Raw genomic sequence first — 25,636 nt, 5'->3', positions numbered from 1 at the left:
GCCGCCGGGCGGAGGCCCCGGCGCGTCACCGGGCGGATGCCGACTTGGCGCGCCGCCACGCGGAGGCTCCGTTCAGCGCGCCGCCGGTGGGTGCCGGCGCCGGGTTTCGCCGCCTTGCGGGCTCTCCGCGTCCGAGCCGCACAGTTCCGCCGTCAGCTCGTCGACCAGTTCCGTCAGGTCGGTGGGCCGGTCGTCGGTCCACCAGTCCCCGAGCAGTTCGGCCAGCGACGCGTGGCGGGCGGCGGCCAGCCGTTCGGCCACCGCACGGCCCTGGTCGGTGAGGATCAGCGGCAGCCCTTCCCGTACGGCCAGGCCGCGTTCCTCGATCTGCACGGTCGCCTCGGCGATCACGCGGAACGGCACGATGCTGCGCTCGGCGAGCAGGGCGGGCTCCACCGAGCCGTACCGGTTGATGCGCAGCAGCATCCAGCTCGCCGCCGGTTTCAGGTCCAGCCCGGCCTTCTCCGTGATCCGCTCGTACACCGCCTTGCGGCCCTCCAGGCTGCCCAGCTTCGACAGCGCGCGGCAGACCTCCTCGTACGAGGAACGGTGTACGGGGTTCGAGGAGAGCACCTCGGAGGTGTCGGGCGCGGTGACACCGCGGCGCAGTGGTTCCTCGCGCAGGAACCAGGCCAGGACGAAGGCGATCAGCACGACCGGGACCGCGTACAGGAAGACGTCGGTGATGGAGGTCGAGTAGGCGTCGAGCACGCCGGACGCGGCGTCGGGGGGCAGCTGCCGGACCGTGCGCGGATCTTCCGCGATCTTCGACGGGTCGGTGCCGGGCGGCAGCTCCCGGCCGGCCAGGGCGTCGGCGATCCGCGGCCCCAGCTTGTTGGCGAAGACCGTGCCGAAGATCGAGACGCCGAAGGAGGAGCCGATCGAGCGGAAGAAGGTGGCGCCGGAGGTGGCGACGCCGAGGTCCTCGTAGTCGACGGCGTTCTGCACGATGAGGACCAGGACCTGCATGACCAGGCCGAGCCCGAAGCCGAAGACGAAGAAGAACAGGCTCATCACGGCGGTGCCGCTCGCCGGGCCGAGCTGGTGCAGGAGCAGCAGCCCGACGGCCGTGACGGCGGTGCCGGCGATCGGGAAGACCTTGTAGTGCCCGGTACGGCTGACCAGCTGCCCGGAACCGGTCGAGGACAGCAGCATGCCGATGACCATCGGCAGCATGTGCACCCCGGACATGGTCGGCGAGACGCCCTTGACGACCTGGAGGAAGGTCGGCAGATAGGTCATCGAGCCGAACATGGCGAAGCCGATGACGAAGCCGATCACCGCGGTGAGGGTGAAGGAGCGCAGCCGGAACAGGCGCAGCGGGAGGACCGGTTCGGCGGCCCGGCGCTCGACGGCGACGAACACCGCCAGCAGGACCAGACCGAGCACCCCGAGGCCGATGATCTGCCAGGAGCCCCAGCCGAAGCTGACGCCGCCGAGCGAGGTCATCAGGACGAAGCACGCGGCGACCGCGGCGATGAGGAAGGTGCCCGGGTAGTCGATGCGGTGCGGGGTGCGGCGGACCGGGATGTGCAGCACCGCGGCGATGACGGCGAGCGCGACGATCCCGATGGGCAGGTTGATGTAGAAGACCCAGCGCCAGCTGAGGTGGTCCACGAACAGGCCGCCGAGCAGCGGGCCGAGGACGCTGGTCGCGCCGAAGACCGCGCCGAACAGGCCCTGGTACCGGCCGCGGTCGCGGGGCGGCACGATGTCGCCGACGATCGCCATCGACAGCACGATCAGGCCGCCGCCGCCCAGGCCCTGGACCGCGCGGAAGGCGATCAGCTGCGGCATGTCCTGCGCCACGCCGCACAGCGCGGAGCCGATCAGGAAGATCACGATGGCGGTCTGGAACAGCCGCTTGCGCCCGTACTGGTCGCCGAGCTTGCCCCACAGCGGGGTCGCGGCGGTCGAGGCCAGCAGGTACGCGGTGACCACCCAGGACAGGTGGTCCAGGCCGCCGAGGTCGCTGACGATGGTGGGCAGCGCGGTGGCCACGATGGTCTGGTCGAGTGCCGCGATCAGCAGGCCGAGCAGCAGCGCGCCGATCGCGACGAGGACCGTCCGCCGGGACCGGCCCGCACCGGGGACGGCCGGAGCACCGGTGTCCTGCGCCATGAGCGTCTCTCTTCGTCCAAGCGGGGTCGGGCTCCCGCGCGTCGGGCTGCGCGGGGCCGGGCTTGCGCGGGGCCGGGTTCCCGCGCGGGCTTCCTTCCATCCTGATCGTTTTGGTCGGATACGGCCTGCTGAGCGGCGTGTGGCCCGATGGCTCCCGGCTGCTCCCTGTGCAGGGAGGGGCCGGACCCGGATAATCACTGACCGATCGAGGGCTTCAGGAGGGGGAATCGCTCGTGACGGCTGAGACCTGCCCGCACTGCTCGGCACCCGCGCGCGCCGACGGCCGGACGAGGTGCCTGTGCGAGGCGGCCGGTGCCGAGGACTTCGATCCGCTGCGGGTGCGTCCGTACGTGCGACTGCCGGACGGGGCGGACGGCGCGGACGCGGCGCCGGAGGACGCGGCGGAGGCGATGCGGCCCGATCCGCGCCCCGCGCCGCGGTTCGGCTCCCGTACGGTGCCGCCGGCCGGGACCCGGGCGGGGGCGCGTGCCGGGTCCCGCGCGGGGCCGGGCTCCGGGGTGCGGACGGACGCGTACGCCGGGTCGCGTGCCGGAGTGCACGGTGGCCTGCGAGCCGGATCGGGCAGCGGTCCGCACGCCGGTGCCTCCGCCGGTTCCGGGGCGGAGGACGGAACCGAGGAGCGCGGAACCGCGGCGTATGGCGCCGCCCGCCGCCGCAGGAGGCAGGCGGGCCTGGCCGCCATGGCGGTCTCCGCGGCGGCCCTGGCGGCGGGCGCGGTGATGCTCAGCGGCACGCTGCTGTCCGACACGGACCAGGACCGCTCGCTGCCGGACGGCCACCGGAGCATGCCCACCGTCGCACGGACGCCGGGCGGCAGCGCTGGCGCCCCCGGAGGAGGCGGTGCACCGGGGCACCGCGCCGCTCCGCCCTCCGCCACCGCCACACACACGCCGCATCGGGCGACCCCGGCGCAGCCGCCTCCCGGCCCGTCCGGCGCGCCGTCCCCGTCGCGCACCCCGTCGTCGGCCCCGCAGACGCCGGGGACCGCCAAGGCGTCCGGCAGCATCACCAGCGCGCCGGACAGCCGTACGCCGAGCAGCCCGCCCGACGAGCCGATCGTGCTGCGGGAGGGGGCCAGCGGGCCGGAGGTGCTGGAGTTGCAGCGACGGCTGGAGCAGATGGCCATGTACCCGGGGCCGGAGGATGGCCGTTACGGCCGTGCCGTACGCGAATCGGTCGCCGTATTCCAGCGCACTTACGGACTGTGGGAGGACCCGGCAGGCGTCTACGGGGTGCAGACCCGCAGATCGCTGGAGGCCCGGACGGTCGAGCCGTGAGGCGGGCCGGAGGCGGGGCGGGAAGGCGGGTACGAGGGCGGCGCGGGCGGTACGGACCGGGGGGCGGTTGGCCTCGCGCGGAGGCTCTTTGTATCGTGTAGGAACAAAGTGGTTCCGCCCGCACTCCCTGACCGGCGGGCGGAGCCGCTTGTCTCTTTCCTCAGCGCCCAGGAGCCCGCCGATGCCGGCCACCACCACGCTCATAGCCCGCGCCCTGTTGCTGGACATGGACAGCACGATCGTGAACTCCGAGGCCGTCGTCGAGCGCTGCTGGCGCCGCTGGGCCGCCGAGCAGGGGCTCGACGCGGCCGAGGTCCTCAAGGTGGTGCACGGGCGGCAGGGCTGGGCCACGATGGCCGCGCTGCTCCCCGACCGCCCGATGGAGCGCAACCACGAGGACAACCGCCGGATGCTGGAGCAGGAGACCGCCGACGTGGACGGCGTCGTGCCGGTCCCCGGCGCGCCCGCCTTCATGGCGGCCCTCGCCCGGCTCCCGCACGCCCTGGTGACCTCCGCCGACCGCGCCCTGTCCGACGCCCGGATGGGCGCGGCCGGGCTGCCGATGCCGGACGTCCGGATCACCGCGGAATCCGTGAGCGCCAGCAAGCCGGACCCCGAGGGCTTCCTCAAGGGCGCGGCCGAGCTGGGGTACGCGCCCGAGGACTGCGTGGTCTTCGAGGACTCCGAGGCGGGCATCCTGGCGGGGCGCGCCGCGGGCATGCGCGTGGTCGGCGTCGGCGAGCGGGCCGCGGCCTTCGGCCCCGACGCCCACGTACGCGACCTGCGCCAGGTCCGGGTCGAGGCGCTCGCGGACGGGTCGGTCGCGCTGCACATCGACGGCTGACCCGGCAGGACGGGCGGCCACCGGCCGGTGGCCCCGCCCCCGCCCCGGGTCCGCGTTCAGCCCGTGACCGCCTCGTACAGGCTGAACCCCGCCATCAGCAGCATCACGGCCGCCGCGACCTTCGTGATCAGCGCGAGCGGCACGTACTTCATGAGGGTGCGCCCGCCGAGGATGCCCAGGCCCGCCACCGCCCACAGGGCCAGCACCGCGCCGGCGCCCACCGAGACCGGGTCGTCGTAGCGGGCGGCGAGGTTCGCCGTCATGATCTGGGTCAGATCGCCGAACTCGGCGACCAGGATCATCATGAAGCCCGCCCCGGAGACCTTCCAGAAGCTCTGGTCGGCGGGCTTCCTGACCTCCTCCTCGTCCTCGTCCTTCTTGAAGAGCAGGATCGCCGCGCCCGCGAGGAAGAGCACGCCGACGACCGCCTGGACGAGGCGGTGCGGGAGCAGGGACAGCACGCTGCCCGCGGCGATGGCGAGCGCGACGTGCACGGCGAAGGCCGCGGCGACACCGGCGAACACGTACGAAGCGCGGTAGCGGGTGCCGAGCACCAGACCGGCCAGTGCGGTCTTGTCCGGCAGCTCGGCCAGGAAAACGACGCCGAAGACGACGGCGGCGACGGTGAAACTGAACACGGGGTGTCTTACCTCGTTCGGTCGGGCCGCGCCGAGGGGCCCGGAAAAGGGGTCGCTTCGGCACGGCAGCGTCCCTTGCGCGGACGTGTGTCCACGCAAACACTGCGGCCGAAGGTCTCGCTGGCGTGGCAGGGACACCGGTCACCTGCCGCGCTCCGGGCGCCGGCCCACCGCGGGCGGCCTGTCACCTGGGCGGTGGCGGCCGACGGGCGGGCAGTATGTCGACGGTCCGGCGAAGAGCTACTCCCCTTCTGCTGTGGCCAAGGGTACGCGGTGCAGCCGCCCGCGGGCCACCAGCTCCAGCACCACCGCCACGGCCGCCACCTGTACGGCCAGCAGCGCCACCAGGACGAACAACTGCACCGCGCCCGCCTGAACGGGTGAGGCGCCGCCCAGCAGCATGCCCACGAAGGCCCCGGGGAGGGTGACGAGCCCCACGGTGCGGGTCTGGTCCAGGCCCGGCAGCAGCGCGTCGGACGCGGCCGGACGGGCGACCTCCATCCGGGCCTCCCGGTCCAGCAGGCCCAGCGCCAGCCCCGCCTCCACCTCCCCGTGCCGCGTCTCCAGCTCGTCCAGCGCGCGCCGCCCGCCGAGGACGGTGGCGGTCAGGGCACCGCCGATGAGGATGCCGGCGACGGGGATGAGGGTGATGCCGCGCGGCGGGACCAGGCCGGTCAGCAGCAGGGCGCCGACGACCGGCACGACACCGGCGGCGAGCGGGGCCGCCGCCCACCACCAGCTGCGGTTCGGGGTCAGCCGGCGGCCGGCGGTCCGTACGGCGACCGCGAACATCAGTACGAGGAAACAGAGCAGCCAGGGCACGGACCGTACGACCCAGCCGATGAGGTAGGAGACGGCGGCGAGCTGGAGGGCGGCACGCAGCCCGGCGAGGGCGATGGCCCGCGCGTGGTCGAGGCGCGCGAGCGCGGCGACGGCCACGGTGGCGGCCAGCAGGACGGCGAGAACGGCCCCGAGGGTGACGTTGACCGGCAGCAGCACGCGATCACTGTAGGGCCCCGCCGGGGGGCGTATGCGCCCGCGCGGGCCACATCCCGGCCCGCCGGGGGCGGATGACGGCATGTCAACCCCTTGAAGTGACGTGAGCATGTCGCCACTCTGTTACCTGAGGACTGCCCCGCGGTAACCCCACGGCAGCACCATGGGGCGCGTCCCGCACCCGACTTCCCCCCACAGCAAGGGAGTTCCGATGCCCAAGGTCTACGCGCGTCGTGTCTCGGTAGCCGCCGGATCCGCCGCCGCCCTCGTCTGCACGCTGGTCCTCGGCACCCAGCCCGCCCAGGCGGCACCGCCCACCCCGCCGGACGCCGCCACGGCGCGCGCGTACCTCGCGCAGCTCAAGGAACAGGCCGAGGGGCCGCAGGACGGCTACAGCCGCGACAAGTTCCCGCACTGGTCCGACCAGGGCAAGAACTGCAACACACGCGAGGTCGTGCTCAAGCGGGACGGCGAGAACGTGCAGACCGACGGCAAGTGCGCCTCGGTCAGCGGCACCTGGAAGTCGGCCTACGACGACGGCGTGTGGACCAAGGCGTCGGACGTGGACATCGACCACGTCGTACCGCTGTCGGAGGCGTGGAAGTCCGGGGCGCGGCAGTGGACCACCGAGCGCCGCCGGCAGCTGGCCAACGACCTCACCCACGCGCAGCTGATCGCCGTCACCGACAACGTGAACCAGGAGAAGGGCGACAAGGACCCGGCCGAGTGGCTGCCGCCGAAGACGTCGTACCACTGCACCTACGCGCGGATGTGGGTGTCGGTGAAGCACGTGTACGGACTGACCGCCGACCGGGCCGAGAAGGCGGCGCTGAAGAAGATCCTGGACCGCTGCTGAGCCACCCCCGGGGCCGGTTCTGATCACCTGTTGACCGGCATCCGACCGAGTGGCGCAACCGTACGACCGGATGGCTCCGTCTTTCTCCGGTGAGGAGGCCGGAGCCGCCCCGTCGCCCTGCGGCCGGCTCCTATCCTCTGAGCACACACGTACGGGCACCGGCCCCGTACGGGGGAGGATCGCCGATGGCCGTGCTGCGCCTGGGGCCGCTGCTGCGGTACGTGGACGAGATCAGCGCGACGGTGTGGGTGGAGACCGACCGGCCCTGCGAGGTGCACGTGCGGTGCGAGAGCGGCGCCGGCGGCGCCGAGCGCACGTGGCAGGTGGCCGGGCACCACTACGCGCTGGTACCCGTCTCCGGGCTGACGCCGGACAGCGAGACCCCGTACCGGGTCCTGCTGGACGGCGAACAGGTCTGGCCGCCGCCCGGCAGCCGCTTCCCGGAGAGCACGATCCGCACGCCCGCGGCGCCGGGCGGCGACCCGGAAGACCAGCGCCTGCGGGTGGCGTTCGGCTCCTGCCGCTGGGCGGCGCCGCCCACCGACGCGCACGACCCGGTCGGCCCGGACGCCCTGGACACCCTCGCCGCGGCGCTCGCCGCCGACCCGGAGCGCGAACGCCCGGACGTGCTCCTCCTGTTGGGCGACCAGGTGTACGCCGACCAGACCTCGGACGCGACCGCCCGGCTGCTCGCCGCCCGCCGCGACACCTCCGAGCCGCCCTGGCGGCAGGTGGCGGACTACGAGGAGTACACCCACCTGTATGCCGAGTCGTGGCTCGACCCCGAGGTGCGCTGGCTGCTCTCCACCGTCCCCAGCTGCATGATCTTCGACGACCACGACGTCATAGACGACTGGAACACCTCCGCCGCCTGGCTGGCCCGGATGCGCGCCACCTCCTGGTGGCGGGAGCGGGTGCTGGGCGGCCTGATGTCCTACTGGGTGTACCAGCACCTGGGCAACCTCTCCCCCGCGGAGCTGGAGAAGGACGAGCTGTACGGCCGGGTCCGTACGCTGCCGGACGGCACGGACCTGGTGCGCGAGTTCGCCGCCGCGGCCGACGCCGACCCGGCCTGCGCGCGCTGGAGCTACCGCCGCGACTTCGGCCGCGTGCGCCTGGTCATGGTCGACACCCGTGCCAACCGCGTCCTGGCGGAGGGGCACCGGGCGATGCTCGACCCGGCCGAGGCCGACTGGCTGCGCGAGGCGGTGCTGGCCGACCACGGCGCCTACGACCATCTGCTGATCGGCAGTTCGCTGCCGTGGCTGCTGCCGAACCTGATCCACGACGCGGAGGGGTGGAACGCCGCGCTGTGCGCCGGGGCGCGCGGCGCCCGCTGGGCGCGCTGGAGCGAGTCGCTGCGGCAGCGCGCCGATCTGGAGCACTGGGCGGCGTTCCCGGAGTCCTTCACGGCGCTCACCGATCTGCTCGCGGAGGCCGGTTCGGGGGACGCGGCACCGGCGACGGTGTGCGTGCTGTCCGGCGACGTGCACCACGCGTACGTGGCCGAACCGCACTGGTACGACGGCACCCGGCCCGCCGGCCGGGTGCTCCAGCTGACCTGTTCGCCCGTGCACAACAGCATCCCCGCCTCCATGCGGGCGGGCTTCCGCTTCGGGTGGAGCCGGCTCGGCCGCCGGCTGGGGCACGCACTGGCCCGGCACGGCGGGCTGCCCCGGCCCCCGATCGGCTGGCGCCGCACGGGCGGCCCGTGGTTCGGCAACCAGCTGATGACCCTGGCGCTGCACGGGCGCACGGCGCGGCTGCGGCTGGAGCAGGCGGTGCGCGACGAGGCCGGCACCCGGCCGGCCTGTGTGTGGGACGAGCCGCTGACGGGCGGCCAGGACGCCTGAGCCGCCCGGCGGAGGCCGGGACTCCGGCGTCCTCGCGGCCGGGCGGGCGCACTTCGGGCCATGACCACTTTCGGCCAACGGCCGGATATGGCCAAATGTTGAACTTGCAAGTACCGATTAGGTCTCCCTAACCTGTCCCCTTGTCGGTTCCCGTCCCCGAAACCGCAGGAGTCCCGCCATGTCCGCCCAGTCTCCGGTGACCGAGTTCACCGAACGATTCAAGCCGCACGCCCTCTCCTTGTTCCGCGTCGTCGTGGGTCTGCTCTTCGCCTGCCATGGCGCGTCCTCACTGTTCGGCATCCTCGGCGGTGCGATGGGCAAGGGGCTGACCGTGCCCGCGGGCAGCTGGCCCGGCTGGTACGCGGCCGTCATCCAGCTCGTCGGCGGCGTCCTGGTGATGGTCGGCCTCGGCACCCGCAGCGCCGCCTTCATCAGCTCCGGCTCGATGGCGTACGCGTACTTCTCCGCGCACGCCGGCGCGGCCCTGTGGCCGCTCCAGAACGGCGGGGAGCTGTCCGCGCTGTTCTGCTGGGCGTTCCTGCTGCTCGTCTTCACCGGTCCGGGCGTCTGGTCGCTGGACCGCCTGTTCTTCGGCGCCCGGCGCCCGGCGGAGGCCCCGGCCGGCACCCCGCGCGAGCCGAGCGCGGTCTGACGGTCCGGTCCCGGGCCGTGCCACGGCACGGAGCGGCGGCCTCCGGATTCCTTCCGGGGGCCGCCGCTCCTTCGGACGGGCGGTACGTGTCACCGGGTGACACCGGGCCCGCCGTGCCGGCCGTCCGGCCGGGCCGGCACCGGGTCCATCCTGGGGCCGTGCGGCCGGGACGCGGTCAGAAGATCTTCGACAGGGCGCCCGCGACCGCCTTCCCGGCCTCCTTCGAGTTGTTGAACGGCACGGTGTAGCACGCCACCACCCGGCCGGCGGTCCCCGCCACCCCGGGCCCGGTCGCGGTCCGCCGCTCGTGGATCACCACGGACCGCGCCTCGCCGGACCGGAAGTGCCAGGCGTGCCGGGACGAGGCGGAGCCCTCGCCGCGCGCGTCGGTCGTGAAGTCCAGCCACACCTCGTTCTTCGGGTTGGCGTAGGCCGGGTCGACGGACGGCGTGCGCGGGTCCTTGCGGTGCTGGTAGTGCGGGCCCGAGTCCTCCGGCCGGACGCCGCACTTACCGGTGTGCACGTGCGCCCCGTAGGTGCGCTTCGCCCGCAGGTCGGACACCCGCAGACCGACCCGGGTCTGCCGGCTGTCGGAGCGCTCGCTGACCGTCACGCGGGAGCCCACCGGCACCAGCTTGGGGTCGTAGGTGAGCGCGTGGCTCAGCATCGCGCCGTTCGGCCGCGTGAACTGCGCGGCGATCGTCACCGAGTACTCCGGCTCGACGGTGGTCTTCTGGATCTTGTCGCCGTCCGCCGCCACGGCCGCCGGCGCGAGCAGCAGCCCGCCCGCCGTGGCGAGGACCGCCGCACAGGCGCCCGCCGCCTTGGCCGCCGTCCTCGCCCGCACCGTGCCGCCGCCGGCCCGTACGCCCGCCGCGGCCGGTTGCGCCGCACCGCCCGACGCCGTCGATGACTCCCTCAACGTCTGCATCCAAGTCTCCATTCGTGTGCCGTTCCGCTCCGGAGCACCCTGTTTCCGCAATCACAAGGCGCGCGTTTCGGCATATAACATCCCCAATGCCGCGCTCTTTTGCGCCACGGCAGCAGCAGACGGGTGACAGTGGCGTCCGCGCCGGATTCGGGACGGTGTGAACCCAACAACACCGTGCGCCCCGGAACGTCACCGTGGGCACGTCAGGCGTACGCTGTATGGCGGTACAGCCGCCCCAGCCGCCCATGCGACGTCGCGGCAGGGGTTCGGACCGGGAGAAGGACGTTGTTGGAAAGCCTGGGGCCGCTGAGCGGCACCCCTTGGGTCTACGCGATCGTCGGGCTCTCCGTACTCCTCGATGTCTTCGTGCCGATCCTGCCCAGCGGCGTCCTGGTGATCACCGCGGCCACCACGGCGGCGGGCACCGGGACCGCGGCCGGCGCGGTGGGCGTCTCCGGCGCCGTACGCGGGGACGTGCACATCGCCGAGATGCTGGCCCTGGTGCTGTGCGCCGCGACCGCCTCGGTCCTCGGCGACCTGGTCGCCTACCGGCTCGCCTGGCGCGGCGGCGACCGCTTCGACCGCGCCATCGCCCGCTCCCGCCGGCTGACCGCGGCGCAGGAGCGCCTCGGCGCGGCGCTGACCCGGGGTGGCGGCGGCATCGTCGTCCTGGCCCGCTTCGCACCCGCCGGACGCTCGGTGGTCAGCCTGGGCGCCGGGGTCGCGCACCGTACGGTCCGGGAGTTCCTGCCGTGGTCCGCGCTGGCCGGGCTGGCCTGGGCCGCGTACGGGGTGATCCTCGGTTATGTGGGCGGCCAGTGGCTGGGCGCGTCGTGGATCAGCGCCGCCGTCTCGGTGTTCGCACTGTTCGCGGCGGGGTCGGCGGCGGTCTTCCTGATGCGGCGGCCGGAGCGCCGGGCGGCGGCCTTCCCGGCGCCGGGCGCGATGCCGGGCACCGACTGAGCACCGCCGCGGCGGGCGGGTCGCGGCACCGCCGCGGGCGCCGGGCACCGGCCACTTACCGGCCGACCGGATTCCGCCCAGAGCGCGGCGGGGCGGGGTGGAGTGGACTGGTAGGGGTGGGCGCGGGCCCGGCGGGGAAAATCCGGGGCGGATTGTCAGACCCCGGTGCGACCATGGCGGCATGAACATCTGGCAGTGCCGCCCCGAGACCCCCGAGGACGTTCCGGCCGTCCGCCGGGTCAACCTGGCCGCCTTCGAGACCACCGGCGAGGCCGACCTCGTCGACGCGCTGCGGCGTGACCCGGCGGCCTGGCTGCCGGGCCTCTCGTTCGTGGCCGAGCCCGCCGCCGGGGCCACGGCGTCCGGCGCGGCGCCCGCGCCCGTCGCCGCGCACGCACTGCTCACCCGCTGTCACATAGCCACCGAACCGGCCGTCGCGCTGGCGCCCTGCGCCGTACTGCCCGCGTACCAGAAGCAGGGCGCGGGCAGCGCCGTCATCCGGGCGCTGCTGGACGCGGCCCGGGCCGCCGGCGAGCGGACGGCCGTCGTGCTGGGGCACCCGCCCTACTACCCCAGGTTCGGCTTCGAGCCTGCCTCCCGCTTCGGCATCCTGCCGCCCCAGGAGTGGCCGGACGAGGCGTTCCTGGCGCTCTCCCTGGACGGCGGCACGCCCCCGCGCGGCACGGTGCGCTACGCGGAGGCGTTCGGCATCGCCTGAGGCGCCTGTCCGGGCTGCTTCCCGGGCGGGCCTTCGGCCCCGGGGCGCTTCCCTGGGCGCTTCCCGGGTCGGCTCCGGTGCGCGGCCTGCTCGCAGTGCGCCGCCGGCTCAGCCTCGCCGGGGTGCTGCCTGAGACGGCTCTCGTCCTCGGTCGGCTCGCCGTCCGCCGCCTGCCCCGCCTCGCCGGGGCGCTCCCCGGGACGGCTCTCGTCCTCGGTCTACTCGCCGTCCGCCGCCTGCTCCGCTTCCCCGGTCCGCTCCGGCTGGCCGGACCGTGCCGTGTCCTCCGGTACGACCGCGATCGGGCAGACCGCGTGCAGCAGGACGGCGTGGGCGACCGAGCCGAGCCGGCGGCCGACCGGCAGGCGCCTGCGGTGCCGGGCGACCACCACCAGATCGCTGTCCCGGGACGCCTCGACGAGCTGCCCGGCCGCGTCCGCGTTCCGCAGCTCCACCGTCACCGGCACCCCGGGGTGCCGCTCGCGGTACGGCGCGAGCGTCCGCGTCAGCTGCTCGGCCAGCGCGTTCTCGTACTCCCGCTGGGTGCCGTCATAGGCCGCCAGGTATTCGAACGAGGGCGGTGTCAGCATCGGCCAGGCGTAACCGGAGACCACCTTCAGGCGCGCGTCGCGGCGGCTCGCCTCCGCGAAGGCGAAGCCGATCGCGCCGGGTTCGTCGGACGAGGCGTCGACGCCCAGCGTGACCTGCGACGGGGTCGGGCGGACCCGCTCACCGTCCGGGCCGGGCCCGGAGTCGCCGCGGTCCGGGCGCGGTACGACCACGACGGGCCCCTCCGAATGCGCAGCGCAGGCCATGCCGTTGGAGCCGAGCAGCAGGCTGGCGAAGCCGCCGCGCCCGCGCGAGCCGAGCACGAGCAGCTGCGCCTCGGCGCCGAGGGCCGGCAGCAGCGTGTCGGTGAGTCCGCTGAGGCTGCGGAATTCGACGCCCGGCAGACCGGCCGTGTCGGCCCGCCCGTCCAGCGTCTTGCGCAGTTCGTCCAGGACCGGGTCGCCGATACCGGATTCGGCCGCCGCGCGGCCCTCCGTGGTGACATACGGCCAGACGTGCACGACCTGGAGCGGCGCGGAGCGCAGCCGGGCCGCCTCGATCGCCCAGCGGAGCGCCCGTTCGCTGTCGGGGGATCCGTCCACCGCGACGATGACCGGCAGGGTGTCCATGTACGCCTCCATACGACCACCAGCGTGTGCTATGCCCAACTATTTCCATCCTCCTACTCCGCGCGGCCCCGGCGACAGGGGACGAAGGTCCCCGCCGGGCACGGAGTAGAGTCGAACGTCACTTCTCAGCCCCTTACCTGGGACGCAATGAACACACTTCAGGCCCCGCAGGCCGTCACGTGGACCGAGGCCGGCGCGGCCCGCTCCGCCCACTGGCGTTCCGAGAGCGGCACGCCGGCGCCCCGCCGGGTGGCCGTCGCGGACGACCGCACGAAGGCCGACGAGGCCTACAGACTCGCCTGCGAGGGCACCGCCCTGCTGTGGCGCGGCGACTTCCACAACGCCCGCCAGCTGCTGACGGCGCTGGCCCGCCGGATCGACCGCCGGCCGCGCAAACGGCCGCCGGCCGACCCCGCCCAGGCCTTCCACCAGCACCGGGCCGCGCAGAACCACCGCGCCCGCATCCTGGGCATGCTGCTGGTGGCCCTGGAGCCCGGGTACGAACTCGCCCTGCGCCGCGCACCCGACGTACGGGAAGCCTGCCTCCAGGCGTACGGCCCGGAGGAGCACGAGGGCCACACCGGAGCCGCGGAACGCAGCGGGGACGAGGAGCACACCGGGCGGCCCGCCGAGGCGCCCCGGCCCCTTCCCCTGCTCGTCTCGCTGCGCGAACTGCTCGGTGTGATCGGCGCGTACGAATGGCGCAGAAACGGCGTCGGCATACCGGCGCTCGGCGGCGACCGCATCCACCCGTACTACGGCGTCTTCTCGCCGGTGCGCGGCGAGTACGTGGACCTGGTGGCCGAGGCCCCGCTGCCGTCCGTCCCGGGCCCCGCGTTCGACATCGGCACCGGCACCGGTGTCCTGGCCTCGGTGCTGGCCCGCCGCGGCGTGTCCCGGATCGTGGCCACCGACCAGGACCCGCGGGCGCTGGCCTGCGCGCGGGAGAACGTGACCCGGCTGGGCGTGGCGGACCGGGTGAAGGTGGTGGCGGCCGACCTGTTCCCGCCCGGCCGCGCGTCGCTGATCGTCTGCAACCCGCCGTGGGTCCCCGCCAAGCCCACCTCCCCCGTCGAGTACGCGGTCTACGACCCGGGCAGCCGGATGCTCCGCGGCTTCCTGGACGGCCTGGCCGCGCATCTCGTCCCGGGCGGCGAGGGCTGGCTGATCCTCTCCGACCTCGCGGAGCACCTCGGACTGCGCCCCCGCGCCGAGCTGACCGCCGCCTTCGACGCGGCGGGTCTGACGGTGCTGGACCGGCTGGACATCCGGCCGCGCCACGGCCGCTCCCGCGCCACCGACGACCCGCTGCACGCGGCCCGCGCGGCCGAGGTCACCTCGCTGTGGCGGCTGGGCGCGGCGCGCCCCGGCGGCGCCACCCGGCAGGAGCCGTAGGAGGCCGGAGACCGCGCCCGCACCGCCTCCGCGACCGCCCCGCACCCGAAGAAACCAGGAGCCGCGCACCCGCACCCGTGCGCACGGAAACCAGGAACCGCCCCGCCCCCGAGGAGACCAGGAACCGCGATCATGGAACCGCAGCACCTCACCGCACGTGCCCGGCGCCTGGCCGCCACCGCCGGTCCGGCCCGCCGCCGGCTGCTCGGCATCACCGGGCCGCCCGGCGCGGGCAAGTCCACCCTGGCCGCCCATCTGGTGTCCGAACTGGCCGGGGCGGCGGCGCTCGTCCCCATGGACGGCTTCCACCTCGCCGAGGCGGAGCTGCGCCGCCTCGGCCGTGCGGACCGCAAGGGCGCCCCGGACACCTTCGACGCGGCCGGTTACGCGGCCCTGCTCACCCGCCTGCGCTCCCCCGCGCCGGACACCGTCGTCTACGCCCCGGCCTTCGACCGCCGCATCGAGGAGCCGGTGGCCGGCAGCATCCCCGTCCCGCCCGAGGTGCCGCTCGTCGTGACCGAGGGCAACTACCTGCTGCTCGACGACCCCGCGTGGGCGCGGGCCAGGAAGTGCCTCGACGAGGTCTGGTACGTGGACCTGGACGACACGGATCGGGTCCGCCGCCTGATCGACCGGCACGAGCGCTTCGGCAAGCCGCGCGCCCACGCCGAACGGTTCGTGCACGCCTCGGACGAGGCCAACGCCCGTCTGGTGGCAGCGGCGCGGGAGCGCGCCGACCTGATCGTCACGTTCCCTCCGGACGCCGCACCGGTGCCGTACGACGTGGGGTGAGCCCTGGTACCGGGGCCGACCGTCCGGACCCTGGTGCGCGGCGAAGTCCGTCCGCGGACCGCTGTGCAGCCGGCGCCGTCCGCCCTTCGGCAGAGCCGGTCACCGCACCTTCTCGTACACCTCCACCCGGCGGCCGACGCTGTCCGTCCGGCCGGTGAGCTTGAAGTGCCGGGCGAGGACACGGAGTTTCTCGGTCTCGCGTGCGGGGGCGGGCGGTGCGGCGCGGCGCGTGTCGGTGACGACCACGATGCGGTGTTCGGCCAGCATGGCCGTGCGTATGTGCTCGGGGCTGCCCTCGACGCCCTTGATGGTGCCGGAGGACACCGGGTCCTCGGTCAGCGCGAGATCATGCAGGCCGGTGAAGGCCGACGGCGTCACCAGCGCCGTGTCCCGCCGCGCCGCCGGTATGAACAGCACGCCGTCGCCGCCGCGCGCGCTCGCCGCCACCCGGTCCGCCGCCCGCAACACGTCGTCCGCCCGGCTCGTCGGCTCGCGCAGACCGGTCTCCACCGGCAGCAGCGCCACGAATCCCATGGCCGTGACGCCCGTAAGCAGTGCCCAGGTGCGGCCCGGGAGTGCCTGCACGACAGCCGCGGCGCCGACGCCGAGGAGCAGGGCGAAGCCGATGTTCGTGTAGAGGACGTAGCGGTCGAGGTAGAGCGGCTCCACGAGGACCGAGGCCAGCAGCAGACAGCACTGCGGCACGGCGAGCAGCGGCAGCCCGACGGAGGCCGGTGACATGGCCGCGCGCCCGCGGCCCGGGTACGGAACCCGGGCGCACACCAGCGCCACGAGCAGCAGCACGCCGATGCCCAGCAGCGTGGAAACAGCGACCGGTTTGATCCACGACACCTGCCCCGACTGGGCCCGGCTGGCCAGGATCAGCGGCAGCGCGCCCGCCACCACCACAGCGGCGGACACCGACCACGGCAACAACAACCGGCGTGCGCCGCGGCGGCGGGCGACGAGGACCGTGACGGCGTGCGCGGGCAGGACGAACAGCGAGAACCAGTTGAGCAGGGCCGTGAACAGCATGACGGCGGCGTAGCCCGCCCATCGCGGCCAGCCGCGCCGCGCGGTGGACGGCGTACCGCCCGGCGCGCCGAGCAGGAGCCGGGTGGCCACCGCCGTACCGGCCGTGACCAGCGCGTACGCCCGTCCCTCCTGGGCGTAGTGCTGGATGTTGGGGATCAGCGCGAGCACCAGCCCGGCGGCGAGTCCGGCCCATGGACCGGCGAGGCGGCGCCCGGCCGCGGCGGTCGCGGCGGCGGCCACGGCGATGGCCAGTACGGACGGCATGCGCAGTACGGCCGGGCCGGTGCCGAAGACCTCGAACACGCCGTGCATGAGCACGTAGTAGAGGCCGTGCACGACGTCCACCTGGCCGAGCATGTCCCAGATCTCCGCCACCGAACGCCGCCCGACCTGCCAGGTCACCGCCTCGTCCCGCCACAGGCTGTCGCCCCGCCGGATGCCCCACAGGCCGAGCGCCAGCGCCAGCAGCGCGGGGAGGACCGGGACGGCGAGCCGCGCGAGCGCGGGTGCGGTTCCGGAACCGGCGGGCCGGGTGCTGGAAGTGCCGGCGCCACGCTGCGCCGGGAGGACGGCGAGCGGCAGACGGGGGGCGGCTTCGACGGGCATGCCACGGACTCTACACTGCACGTATACATGCCATGTATACACCTGGTGAGCACTTGCCTGTTCGGCTCGATTTCGCAGGTCAGCAGGGTGCTACCGCTACCTCGTACGAACGGAGCCTCCGGAGCCGTGCTCGACCAAGCCAGCACATCGGCCAAGGCGACAGCGGGTGCGCCACCCGGCGCGTCCACCGGCGCCCCGGCCCTCGAACGCGCCCCCGCCCGGGTCCGTGCGGCGGCTCGCGCCCGCGGGATGGCGCCCCTGCTCGCCGTCTGGCTGCTGACCCGGCTCTGGCTGGTGCCGGCCGCACTGAAGATCAGCCCGTTCGTGGGCGGCGGCGGCCTCGACCCGTCCGTGAGCAAGGTCTACACCGGCTGGCATTCGGTCCTGAGCAGCGGCAGCTTCCCGCTGCACGACGTGAGCTGGCAGTACCCGCCCGGTGCGGCGCTGCCGATCCTGGCGCCCGGCCTCGTGCCCGGCCTCGGTTACGGCCACGCGTTCATCGTGCTGGCCGCCCTGTGTGACGCCGCGGTCTTCGCGCTGCTGCTGTGGGCGGCGCGGCGGCGCGGCCGTTCCCTCGCCGCGCCCTGGCTGTGGACCGCGGGCCTGGCCGTGCTCAGCACCATGCCGTGGAACCGGTTCGACCTGCACGTGACCGCCCTCGCGATGCTCGCCCTGGTGGCCGCCTCCGCGCGGCGCGCCTGGGCCGACCGGGCCTTCGGGGCGGTGACGGCGGTCGCCGCGGTGGTCAAGGTCTGGCCCGTACTGCTGCTCGCCGGTACGTCGCGGGGCCGCCGTACCCGTACGGCCTGGACGGCCGCCGCCGTCACCGGTGCGGCGGTGACGGCCGGGTTCGCCCTCGCCATGCCGAACGCGTTCTCCTTCCTCGCCGCGCAGGAGTCCCGCGGCATCCAGATCGAGTCGGTCGGCTCCCTGCCGTTCCACCTGGCGCGGCACCTCGGCTGGAGCGGTACGTGGGCGGCGAAGGACGGTTCGCACGAGTTCGTGGGCCCGTGGGTGCCCACGGTCAGCATCGCCATGCAGGTGTCGACCGTACTGGCCTTCGGCTGGCTGCTGTGGTGGCGGCGCCGTTCGGAGCGCACCGGCGCCCGCGTGCTGCCGGACGCCGCACTGACCGCCACGCTGCTGTTCGTGGTCACCAGCCGCGTCATCAGCCCGCAGTACCTGGTCTGGCTGCTCGGGCTGGCCGCGGTCTGCCTGCTGCGCGGCGACACCACCCAGCGCCCGGTGGCCCTGCTGGTCCTCGCGGTCTGCCTCTTCACCACACTGGACTTCCCGCTGCTGTACCGCGGGCTGCGCGACGACGCGGCCTGGCTGTCCATAGCCAACCTGTACGTACGCAACCTGCTGCTGCTCGCCGCCGCCTGGCTGTCCGCCCGCCGCCTGTGGCGCGGCACGGTACCCGCGCGCCGGGCCACCTGAGACATTCCGCGCGGGACGGGAACTTCGGCACGTCCTCATCCGTACATTTCACGGATTCCGTGCCTGACGGCCGGCGGAAGGGGCGCCCGGGGACCGGACGGCGGGGGCCTTCGGAACGACGCGGCCGCCCCGCCGCGGCAGCGCGACCGGACTGGGCGTGGCGCTCCTTCCGTACCGACACCGTCGATGTCATCATGACACCATGAGTGTCACCGAAGGCGGCGCGGACCCGGTCGAGCACCTCGCGTACGAAGTGATCCGCCGTCTGTGGCCCCTGCACCGGACGGTCGTACGGGCCGTGGAACGCGAGCTGGCCGGTACGGGCCTGACGGCCGGTCAGCACGCGCTGCTCGACGCCCTCCGTATCCAGGGCCCGCGCACCGTACCGGAGCTGGCCCGCGCGCTGGAACTGGACCGGCAGCCGGTGCAGCGCTGGGTGAACCACGCGGCGGAACTGGGCCTGGTCCGGACCGCCCCCAACCCCGCGCACCGGCGCTCCCCCCTGATCCGGCTCACCGCCGAGGGCCTGGACGTCCTCCGCTCCGTCCAGCGGTTCGAGGAGGCCGGGCTGCGCCGCGGGCTGGCCGGACTGCCGGCCGCCGACGTGGCCACCGCCCTGCGCGTACTCGACCGGCTCGGCGCGGAGTTCCGGTCGCTCGCCCGCGACGACCCGCCGGCCCCCGGCCCCTCCCGGACCACCCCAGCCCCCCTTCCGGCACCAGCACCCCACACAGGACGGCACGGAGCATGACGACCCAAGGAATCCAAGGAACCCAGGAACTCGGTGCCTGGCCCGAGACGGAGGTCGAGAACGACACGGTCCCGGTCGAGAACGGCGAGCTGTTCTACGAGGCGGCCGGCGCCGGTACGGAGGGCGACCCCTCGGTGGTGCTGCTGCACGGCGGGATGCTCGACCAGCGCATGTGGGACGAGCAGTTCGCCTGGCTCGCGCGCTCCGGCCTGCGCACCATCCGCTACGACGCGCGCGGCCACGGCCTGTCCTCCACCGTGGACGGCGACTACGCCAACCACGAGGACCTGCGCACCCTCCTGGACCACCTCGGGGTGGCCAAGGCCATCCTCGTCGGCCTCTCGCACGGCGCCCGGATCGCCCTGGACACGGCCCTCGCGCACCCGGACCGCGTCTTCGCGCTGGCCCTGGCCTCCCCCGGGATCAGCGGCCGGGCCTTCACCGACCCGTTCATCCTGGAGCACATCAAGGAGCAGGTGGCCGCCGTCGGCGACGAGGAGGAGGACGGCGCGGAGCGCTATATCGAGCATTTCCTCCGCATGTGGGTGGACGGCCCGCACCGCGACCCGTCCGCCGTGGACCCCGCCCTCCGCGAACGGATGCGGGCCTCGGCGGACGCCAACGTGGTCGTGCACGCGGGCGGCATGGGCGCCGGCATGCCGGTCGAGGTCGGCGCGTACGGGCGGCTGGCGGAGATCCGCGTACCGACCCTGGTCATGGACGGCGACCTCGACTGCTCCGACATCGCCGCCAACGCGCACGCCATCGCCCTCGCCGTCCCCGGCGCCCAGCGGGTACGGATCCCGGGCGCGGGCCACATGGTCAACCTGGAGAACACACCACACTTCGACCACGCCCTGCACGCGTTCCTCTCCGGCCTGCCGTACTGAGCCCTGCCCGCCCGGCGCGCGGGGCGGGGTGCAACGATGAGCGGGTCATGATTGCGGGGCGTGTTCTCAGGGGCTTGCGGGCCGGGGTGTTCGCGGCGGTGTGTGTGCCGCTCGCCGCCCTCGGCCACGCCCTGATGTCCGACACGCCGGTGCCCTGGTGGGTGGTTCTGGCCGCGGTGACGGCGACGGCCTGCGGAGCGTGGTGCCTTGCCGCGCGCGAGCGCGGGCCGCTGTTCGTGACCGCGCTGACGCTGGCGGCACAGGCCGCCCTGCACACCGCGTTCTCCTTCGGGCAGTCGGTGGCGGCCGGGGCGGCCGCCACCGGAACGGGCGGGGCGCAGGCGTCCCTGGCCCAGCGGTGGGCCGCCTCACTGGTGTGTGGCATGGCCGGACGCCCGATCCCGCAGCGGGACGCCGAACGGATGCTGCACGACGCGGGACTCGGGCGGCGGTACGGCGAGGCGATGGGCGGGATGTCCGGGGGCCCCGGGGCGTCCGGAGCACACGCGGCACACGGTGCGCATGGCGCGAGCGGGCCGCACGATGCGTACGGGCTGCACAGTGCTCATGGTTTGCACGGTGCGCACGACATGGCCGCCGCGTCCCACCAGATGCACGACATGGCCGGCATGGGCGGCAGCATGACCGGCATGGTCGCGGCGCACGTACTCGTCGCACTGCTGAGCGCGTGGTGGCTGTGCGGCGGCGAGCGGGCTGCGTTCCGCGTCGTACGGACCGTCTCCGTACGGCTCTTCGTACCGCTGGTGCTCGTCCTGCGCGCGGTGCTGCCCGAACCGCCCCGCCCGGCCCGCCCGGTGCGCCGCGAGCCCCGCCGGCCGCTGCGGCGGCTGCTCCTCGTCCACGTCATCTGGCTCCGCGGCCCGCCCCGGGAGACGGCTGTCTGCTGACAGCACGGTCACACCCAGGACTCCACCCACCGGGCTTCCCGGCCCGGGTTCCCGATCCCGAAGGGTCCTGGTCCCTGTAATCGTCACCGGCCCCGGCCGCCGTTCATGCGGTGCGCGGCGGGGCCGGTTCTCCCGAAGGACCTCTGATGACGACTCCTGTCCGGACGATGACTCCTGTCCGGAAGACGGCGGCGCCGAAGGCGGCATGCCCCGTCCTCACTCCCGCGAGCGGCGGCTTCCGCTCAGGAACGCTCGCCGTCGCCGCGTACGGCAGAGCCGCGCAGCCGGCCGAGCAGCCCGTCCAGCCCCGGCGCGTCACCGCCGTCGCCGGCCGCGTCCCGTGCCGCCCTGGTGAGGCGCTGCAACCGGGCGGCCCCCGCCGACCAGCCACGGCAGTCCGCGCAGCCCGCCAGATGGGCGTCGAGCCGCCCGCCCGTGACGCCCGGCGGCAGCGGTTCGCCGTCCAGGCGGGCGGAGAGGGCGGTTCGTACGCGCGAGCACTGCATGGCCCCATCCTCCCCGAAGTCCGCGGTGCCGGTGCCGGTGCCGCGGCCGGTGACCGGGAGGTGCGGGATGCGCGATGACGGCGCGGTGACGGCCTGGGCCCTCGCGGCCCGGCACGGGGACGAGGCCGCCGTGGAGCGGTTCGTCCGCGCAACGCAGTTGGACGTACGGCGCTACGTCACGCACCTCAGTGGTGACGCCCAGGCGGCGGACGACCTCGTGCAGGACACGTATCTGCGGGCCCTGCGCAGCCTGCCGCGGTTCGAAGGGCGGTCGTCGGCGCGCACCTGGCTGCTGACCATCGCCCGCCGGACGGTCGCCGACCGGCTGCGGTCACTGGCCAGCAGGCCCCGGCTGGCCGGGACCGACGACTGGCAGAGCGCCGCGGAGAAGGCGCAGCCACGCGGCGTGCCCGGTTTCGACGAGGGCATCGTCCTCGCAGAACTGCTGTCGGCACTGCCCGCGCCCCGCCGGGAGGCGTTCGTGCTGACCCAACTGCTGGGCCTGCCGTACGCGGAGGCGGCGGCAATCGCCGACTGCCCGGTGGGGACGGTGCGTTCCCGGGTGGCGCGGGCCCGGGAGACGCTGGTGGCATTGCTGGCGGAGGAGGGTCCGGCCGGTGCGGCCGGGCCGCTCACCCCACCGTCCGCCCGCGCGCTGGCGGGCACCGCCGCCTGAGACGGCCAGGTGCCCCGGGGCTCCCGGGGCACCGGACCATCCGGGGCCCCAGGGCCCGTCCGGGCCGTGCCGTCCGGCCGTGTTACGGCGTGAGCCGTCCCGGCCGGACGGCCACGGCCTCCGCCGTGACGGGCCCGCTGTCGCGGAAGTGCAGTGTGAAGGTGACCCGGTCGCCCGGCGTGAGCCGCGGCGGCGGGCTCACCATGATGTCCAGGTCCGTGGGCGCCATCCGTACTTCCCCGCGCGCCGGTACGGTGACCGCGCCGGCCATCTCCATACGGTGCGCCCCTTCGGCGACCTCCACGTCGCGGCCGACCATGGCCCGGTGCCCGGCCGGGCCGGTGACGCCGGTCAACTCGTCGGCGGTGGTGCCCGTGTTGCCGATGGTGAAGAAAGCAGCGGTGGCTTCCGTGTTGGAGGGGACGAGGATGCGGCCCTCGGTCACCCGCAGCCGCGCCGGAGTGCCTGCGTTCCCGGAGACGGTCCAGACGGTGAGGCAGCCGATCGTGAGCGCGCCCGCGAGGACGGGAGGGACGGCGGACAGCAGGGCGGCACGTACGGCGGCGGGCTTCCTACGCGTTATGCGCGTCAGGTAGGTCATGCGGGTTGTGGGAGCTGTGCGAGTCATGCGAGGTCCCCGGAGGTGGTGAAGGAGGAGGTGCGGGGCCCGGCCTTGCGTCCGCCCGGCCGCCAGGCCCGCAGCCGCAGGCTGTTGCCCACCACCAGCAGCGAACTCACGGACATCGCCGCGGCGGCGATCATCGGGTCCAGCCGGCCGACGGCGGCGAGCGGCACGGTCACCAGGTTGTAGCCGAAGGCCCACACGAGATTGGCGCGGATGGTGCCCAGCGTGCGCCGGGCCAGCCGGACGGCGTCCGGTACGGCCTGGAGATCGGCGCGCAGCACGGTCACGTCGGCGGCGCCGATCGCGGCGTCCGTACCGCTGCCCATGGCGATGCCGAGGTCGGCGCGGGCCAGCGCGGCCGCGTCGTTGATCCCGTCACCGACCACGGCGACCCGGCCGCCGTGCTCCTTCAACGTGGTGACCAGCGCGGCCTTCTCCTCGGGCAGCGCCTCGGCGTGGACCTCCGTGATGCCGAGGTGTCCGGCGACGGCGCGGGCCGTGGCCGCCCGGTCCCCGGTGGCCAGCACCGGCCGCAGGCCCAGACGGCGCAGGTGGTCGACGGCCCGGTAGCAGTCGGGCCGCAGCGTGTCGCCGACGGCGATGACGGCCTGCGGGGTGCGGTCGACCGACACCAGTACGGCGGTGTGCCCGTCGGACTCGGCCGTACGGACCGCGTCCGCGAGCCCGGCAGGCAGTTCCGTCAGGTCGCCGGGCCGCCCCACGGTCACCGTCCGCCCGTCCACCTCGCCGGTCACGCCGTACCCGGCGGTCGCGGCGAAGTGGCGGGCCACGGGCGGCGGCCGGCGGTCGCCGAGGGCCGCGCGGCGCGTGTCGCCGTACGCGGTGATGGCGCGCGCCAGCGGATGCTCGGAGCCGTGCTCGACGGCGGCGGCCAGGAGTACGGCCTCGTCGGCGGTGGTGGGGCCGGGGGCGGGGAGGTGGGCGGTGCCGGCTTCGGCGGAACCGGAGTCCGTACGCCCCGTGACGGCAACCACGCTCATCCGCCCGGTGGTCAGCGTCCCCGTCTTGTCCAGTACGAGGGTGTCGATGCGCCGCAGCCGCTCCAGGGCCCGCGGCCCGCTGACGAGGACGCCCAGCTGCGCGCCCCGGCCGGTCGCGGCCAGCAGGGCCGTGGGCGTGGCCAGCCCGAGCGCGCAGGGGCAGGCGACGACCAGGACGGCCACCGCCGCGGTCACCGCGGCCTGCGGGTCGGCGCCTGCGCCCAGCCAGAAGCCGAGCACGGCCACGGACACCGCCAGCACGGCCGGCACGAAGACCGCGGCCACCGCGTCGGCCAGACGCTGCACCTGGGTCTTGCCGGTCTGCGCCTCCTCCACGAGGCGGGTGATCCGGGCCAGCCGGGTGTCCGCGCCGACCGCGGCGGCGCGTACTTCCAGGAGCCCGCCCGCGTTCACCGCACCACCGACGACCACCGCGCCCGGCCCCACCTCCACCGGGCGGCTCTCCCCGGTGACCAGGGACAGGTCGAGGGCGGAACTGCCCTCCACCACCGTGCCGTCGGTGGCCACCCGCTCCCCGGGACGGACCAGGAACCGGTCGCCGACCTGGAGCCGGGCCACCGGGATACGGCGTTCCACGGTGGCGCGTTCTGCGATGGCGTGTGCCCCGGTGGGGGACGCGCCGTCGGGGCCGCTGCCGGAACCGCCGTCCGGGCCGTTGCGGGCGTTGCCGGCGCCATCCGCACCGTCCGCACCGTCGTCGGCCGGTACGCGTACGGACACGTCCTTGCCGACCAGTTCGGCCAGCGCCCGCAGGGCCGACCCCGTACCGCGGCGCGCCCCGGCCTCCAGCCGCCGCCCCGCCAGGACGAACAGCGGTACGCCGACGGCCGCCTCCAGATAGCTGTGCGCGGTGCCGCCACTGAGGAAGAGCGCGTACGTGGACCAGGCGAACGAGGCGGCCACGCCGAGGGATACCAGCGTGTCCATGGTCGCGGCGCCGTGCCGCAGACCGCGCAGCGCGCGGCGGTGGAAGGGCAGCGCGCCCCACACCGCGACCGGCGCGGTCAGCGCGAAGCAGAGCCACTGCCAGTTGCGGAACTGCCAGGCGGGGACCATGGACAGGACGAGTACGGGGACGGACAGCAGCGCGGTGACCAGGAGGCGGTCGCGGTCGGCACGGGACGGCTCCCCTTCTTCGGGCGCCGCGGGCCCCTGCGCCGACGTCTCCGCCGATGCCGGAGCCGTCGGTTCCGAAGCCGTCGGTCCCGGAGCCGTCGGTTCCGAAGCCGTCGGTCCCGGAGCCGTCGGCTCCGGTGGCCGGGCCGTGAATCCCGCCGCTTCCACCGTCGCCACCAGTTCTGTCACGGGCAGCGTGGCCGGGTGCCGGACGCGGGCCTTGCCGGTGGCGAGGTTCACCGTGGCGGTCACCCCGTCCAGCCTGCCGAGCTTCTTCTCCACCCGGCCCACGCACGCGGCGCAGGTCATGCCGCCCACCGTCAGCACGGTGACGCGCTCGCTCATCCCATCCCGCCCATGCCGCTCATACCGCCCATCCCGCCGTCCTCCGCGGGCTGTTGCGGAGCCCCGGGGGCCTGACCGCCCGGCCGGATACCCGGCGCCACCGGCCCGGCGGCCGACCCGGCCGCGTACGCGCACACGAACAGGACGACGAGCAGCACCGCAAAACCGATCACCGGTTTCGCGGGCAGCACGGATGACAGACGCCGGACGAAAGGCATGGCCGCTCCGATACACAGACGGAAAGAAGGGAGGGAGAAAGGGAGGGGAGGCGGGGAGAGAACGGGGATACGGCGGGCGGCGCGCGCAGCGCGGACCGGCAGCGGCGCCCACGCGCTGCCCGGCGCAGCCATCGTGGCACGGCGAACGGCCCCGGCCCCCTCCTGAACCGCCTCCCGTCGCACGTGAGGTTTGTCCTCCCCGCGCGCCGGAACCAGCCCGCTCGCGGCTCCGACTACCTGGTGATCCACCGCCGTTCCGTAGA

General features: G+C 74.5%; 24 protein-coding genes. 14 read left to right on the top strand and 10 right to left on the bottom strand.

The features are described 5' to 3' along the window. Window positions 1–72: 72 nt before the first annotated feature. Window positions 73–2,121 (bottom strand): DHA2 family efflux MFS transporter permease subunit, encoded by a 2,049-nt coding sequence (locus ACH4FX_RS14030; protein WP_398478503.1) that lies wholly within the window; start codon window positions 2,119–2,121, stop codon window positions 73–75. A gap of 233 nt (window positions 2,122–2,354) precedes the next feature. On the opposite strand from ACH4FX_RS14030, the gene ACH4FX_RS14025 reads away from it, so the two are divergent. Then, on the top strand, window positions 2,355–3,419 hold the full coding sequence (locus ACH4FX_RS14025) for a peptidoglycan-binding protein (protein ID WP_398478501.1): 1,065 nt from the start codon (window positions 2,355–2,357) through the stop codon (window positions 3,417–3,419). A gap of 181 nt (window positions 3,420–3,600) precedes the next feature. After that, a complete protein-coding gene (locus tag ACH4FX_RS14020; RefSeq protein WP_398478499.1) occupies window positions 3,601–4,263 on the top strand; it encodes an HAD-IA family hydrolase in 663 nt (220 codons plus the stop codon). 56 nt (window positions 4,264–4,319) lie between these two features. Here the strand turns inward: ACH4FX_RS14020 and ACH4FX_RS14015 are convergent, their stop codons facing one another. Both ACH4FX_RS14015 and ACH4FX_RS14010 read right to left on the bottom strand, forming a co-directional pair. After that, complete coding sequence (locus ACH4FX_RS14015; protein ID WP_398478497.1) at window positions 4,320–4,901, bottom strand: TMEM165/GDT1 family protein; 582 nt, start codon at window positions 4,899–4,901, stop codon at window positions 4,320–4,322. A 240-nt stretch (window positions 4,902–5,141) separates the two neighbouring features. Then, window positions 5,142–5,900, bottom strand: a complete 759-nt coding sequence (locus ACH4FX_RS14010; protein WP_398478495.1) for an ABC transporter permease — start codon at window positions 5,898–5,900, stop codon at window positions 5,142–5,144. A gap of 208 nt (window positions 5,901–6,108) precedes the next feature. Here ACH4FX_RS14010 and ACH4FX_RS14005 point away from each other — a divergent pair, with 208 nt between their 5' ends. The 3 genes from ACH4FX_RS14005 to ACH4FX_RS13995 all read left to right on the top strand — a co-directional run bounded on the left by ACH4FX_RS14005 (window position 6,109) and on the right by ACH4FX_RS13995 (window position 9,258). Further along, a complete protein-coding gene (locus tag ACH4FX_RS14005) occupies window positions 6,109–6,753 on the top strand; it encodes an HNH endonuclease family protein (protein ID WP_398478493.1) in 645 nt (214 codons plus the stop codon). Window positions 6,754–6,938: 185 nt separating this feature from the next. Further along, a complete protein-coding gene (locus ACH4FX_RS14000) occupies window positions 6,939–8,606 on the top strand; it encodes an alkaline phosphatase D family protein (protein WP_398478491.1) in 1,668 nt (555 codons plus the stop codon). A gap of 178 nt (window positions 8,607–8,784) precedes the next feature. Next, the gene (locus ACH4FX_RS13995; protein WP_398478489.1) at window positions 8,785–9,258 is read left to right on the top strand and encodes a DoxX family protein; all 474 of its coding nucleotides are present in this window, start codon (window positions 8,785–8,787) and stop codon (window positions 9,256–9,258) included. A gap of 175 nt (window positions 9,259–9,433) precedes the next feature. Here the strand turns inward: ACH4FX_RS13995 and ACH4FX_RS13990 are convergent, their stop codons facing one another. Continuing rightward, the gene (locus ACH4FX_RS13990) at window positions 9,434–10,189 is read right to left on the bottom strand and encodes a superoxide dismutase family protein (RefSeq protein ID WP_398478487.1); all 756 of its coding nucleotides are present in this window, start codon (window positions 10,187–10,189) and stop codon (window positions 9,434–9,436) included. 285 nt (window positions 10,190–10,474) lie between these two features. Between ACH4FX_RS13990 and ACH4FX_RS13985 the strand changes: the two genes are divergently transcribed. Together ACH4FX_RS13985 and ACH4FX_RS13980 are read left to right on the top strand one after the other, a co-directional pair. Then, entirely contained in the window at window positions 10,475–11,152 is a 678-nt protein-coding gene (locus ACH4FX_RS13985) for a DedA family protein (protein ID WP_398478485.1), read from the top strand. A 181-nt stretch (window positions 11,153–11,333) separates the two neighbouring features. Beyond that, entirely contained in the window at window positions 11,334–11,870 is a 537-nt protein-coding gene (locus tag ACH4FX_RS13980) for a GNAT family N-acetyltransferase (RefSeq protein WP_398478483.1), read from the top strand. A gap of 218 nt (window positions 11,871–12,088) precedes the next feature. Here ACH4FX_RS13980 and ACH4FX_RS13975 read toward each other — a convergent pair whose 3' ends face one another. Next, on the bottom strand, window positions 12,089–13,048 hold the full coding sequence (locus ACH4FX_RS13975; RefSeq protein WP_398478481.1) for a universal stress protein: 960 nt from the start codon (window positions 13,046–13,048) through the stop codon (window positions 12,089–12,091). 147 nt (window positions 13,049–13,195) lie between these two features. On the opposite strand from ACH4FX_RS13975, the gene ACH4FX_RS13970 reads away from it, so the two are divergent. After that, window positions 13,196–14,443, top strand: a complete 1,248-nt coding sequence (locus ACH4FX_RS13970) for a methyltransferase (protein ID WP_398478479.1) — start codon at window positions 13,196–13,198, stop codon at window positions 14,441–14,443. 132 nt (window positions 14,444–14,575) lie between these two features. After that, a complete protein-coding gene (locus ACH4FX_RS13965) occupies window positions 14,576–15,235 on the top strand; it encodes a nucleoside/nucleotide kinase family protein (protein WP_398478477.1) in 660 nt (219 codons plus the stop codon). A 99-nt stretch (window positions 15,236–15,334) separates the two neighbouring features. Here the strand turns inward: ACH4FX_RS13965 and ACH4FX_RS13960 are convergent, their stop codons facing one another. Continuing rightward, window positions 15,335–16,876, bottom strand: coding sequence for a hypothetical protein (locus ACH4FX_RS13960; protein ID WP_398478475.1), 1,542 nt, complete (start codon window positions 16,874–16,876; stop codon window positions 15,335–15,337). 126 nt (window positions 16,877–17,002) lie between these two features. Here ACH4FX_RS13960 and ACH4FX_RS13955 point away from each other — a divergent pair, with 126 nt between their 5' ends. The 4 genes from ACH4FX_RS13955 to ACH4FX_RS13940 all read left to right on the top strand — a co-directional run bounded on the left by ACH4FX_RS13955 (window position 17,003) and on the right by ACH4FX_RS13940 (window position 20,865). Then, window positions 17,003–18,316 carry a glycosyltransferase 87 family protein gene (locus tag ACH4FX_RS13955; RefSeq protein ID WP_398478474.1) on the top strand — a complete coding sequence of 438 codons (1,314 nt, stop codon included), beginning with the start codon at window positions 17,003–17,005 and terminating at the stop codon, window positions 18,314–18,316. Between the two features lie 202 nt (window positions 18,317–18,518). Further along, window positions 18,519–19,067, top strand: coding sequence for a MarR family winged helix-turn-helix transcriptional regulator (locus ACH4FX_RS13950; RefSeq protein WP_398478472.1), 549 nt, complete (start codon window positions 18,519–18,521; stop codon window positions 19,065–19,067). After that, the gene (locus tag ACH4FX_RS13945; protein WP_398478470.1) at window positions 19,064–19,957 is read left to right on the top strand and encodes an alpha/beta fold hydrolase; all 894 of its coding nucleotides are present in this window, start codon (window positions 19,064–19,066) and stop codon (window positions 19,955–19,957) included. Before ACH4FX_RS13950 ends, ACH4FX_RS13945 begins: the two co-directional genes overlap by 4 nt. Before the next feature lie 47 nt (window positions 19,958–20,004). Then, entirely contained in the window at window positions 20,005–20,865 is an 861-nt protein-coding gene (locus ACH4FX_RS13940) for a PE-PGRS family protein (RefSeq protein WP_398478468.1), read from the top strand. A gap of 242 nt (window positions 20,866–21,107) precedes the next feature. On the opposite strand, the gene ACH4FX_RS13935 is transcribed toward ACH4FX_RS13940, so the two are convergent. After that, the gene (locus ACH4FX_RS13935; RefSeq protein WP_398478466.1) at window positions 21,108–21,371 is read right to left on the bottom strand and encodes a zf-HC2 domain-containing protein; all 264 of its coding nucleotides are present in this window, start codon (window positions 21,369–21,371) and stop codon (window positions 21,108–21,110) included. Between the two features lie 67 nt (window positions 21,372–21,438). Between ACH4FX_RS13935 and ACH4FX_RS13930 the strand changes: the two genes are divergently transcribed. Beyond that, on the top strand, window positions 21,439–22,047 hold the full coding sequence (locus ACH4FX_RS13930; RefSeq protein ID WP_398478464.1) for a sigma-70 family RNA polymerase sigma factor: 609 nt from the start codon (window positions 21,439–21,441) through the stop codon (window positions 22,045–22,047). 82 nt (window positions 22,048–22,129) lie between these two features. On the opposite strand, the gene ACH4FX_RS13925 is transcribed toward ACH4FX_RS13930, so the two are convergent. The 3 genes from ACH4FX_RS13925 to ACH4FX_RS13915 are packed head-to-tail and all read right to left on the bottom strand — an operon-like array spanning window position 22,130 to window position 25,373. Continuing rightward, entirely contained in the window at window positions 22,130–22,648 is a 519-nt protein-coding gene (locus tag ACH4FX_RS13925) for a copper chaperone PCu(A)C (protein WP_398478462.1), read from the bottom strand. Window positions 22,649–22,671: 23 nt separating this feature from the next. Next, window positions 22,672–25,155: a heavy metal translocating P-type ATPase gene (locus tag ACH4FX_RS13920; RefSeq protein WP_398478460.1), complete on the bottom strand. Its 2,484-nt coding sequence runs from the start codon at window positions 25,153–25,155 to the stop codon at window positions 22,672–22,674. Further along, window positions 25,152–25,373 carry a hypothetical protein gene (locus tag ACH4FX_RS13915; protein ID WP_398478459.1) on the bottom strand — a complete coding sequence of 74 codons (222 nt, stop codon included), beginning with the start codon at window positions 25,371–25,373 and terminating at the stop codon, window positions 25,152–25,154. The genes ACH4FX_RS13920 and ACH4FX_RS13915 overlap by 4 nt, the downstream gene beginning before the upstream one ends. Between the last annotated feature and the right edge of the window lie 263 nt (window positions 25,374–25,636).

This window comes from Streptomyces sp. NPDC018019, assembly GCF_044327805.1.
In the GTDB taxonomy this organism is placed as follows: Bacteria; Actinomycetota; Actinomycetes; order Streptomycetales; family Streptomycetaceae; genus Streptomyces.
This window is presented reverse-complemented; position numbering and strand designations above follow the sequence as displayed.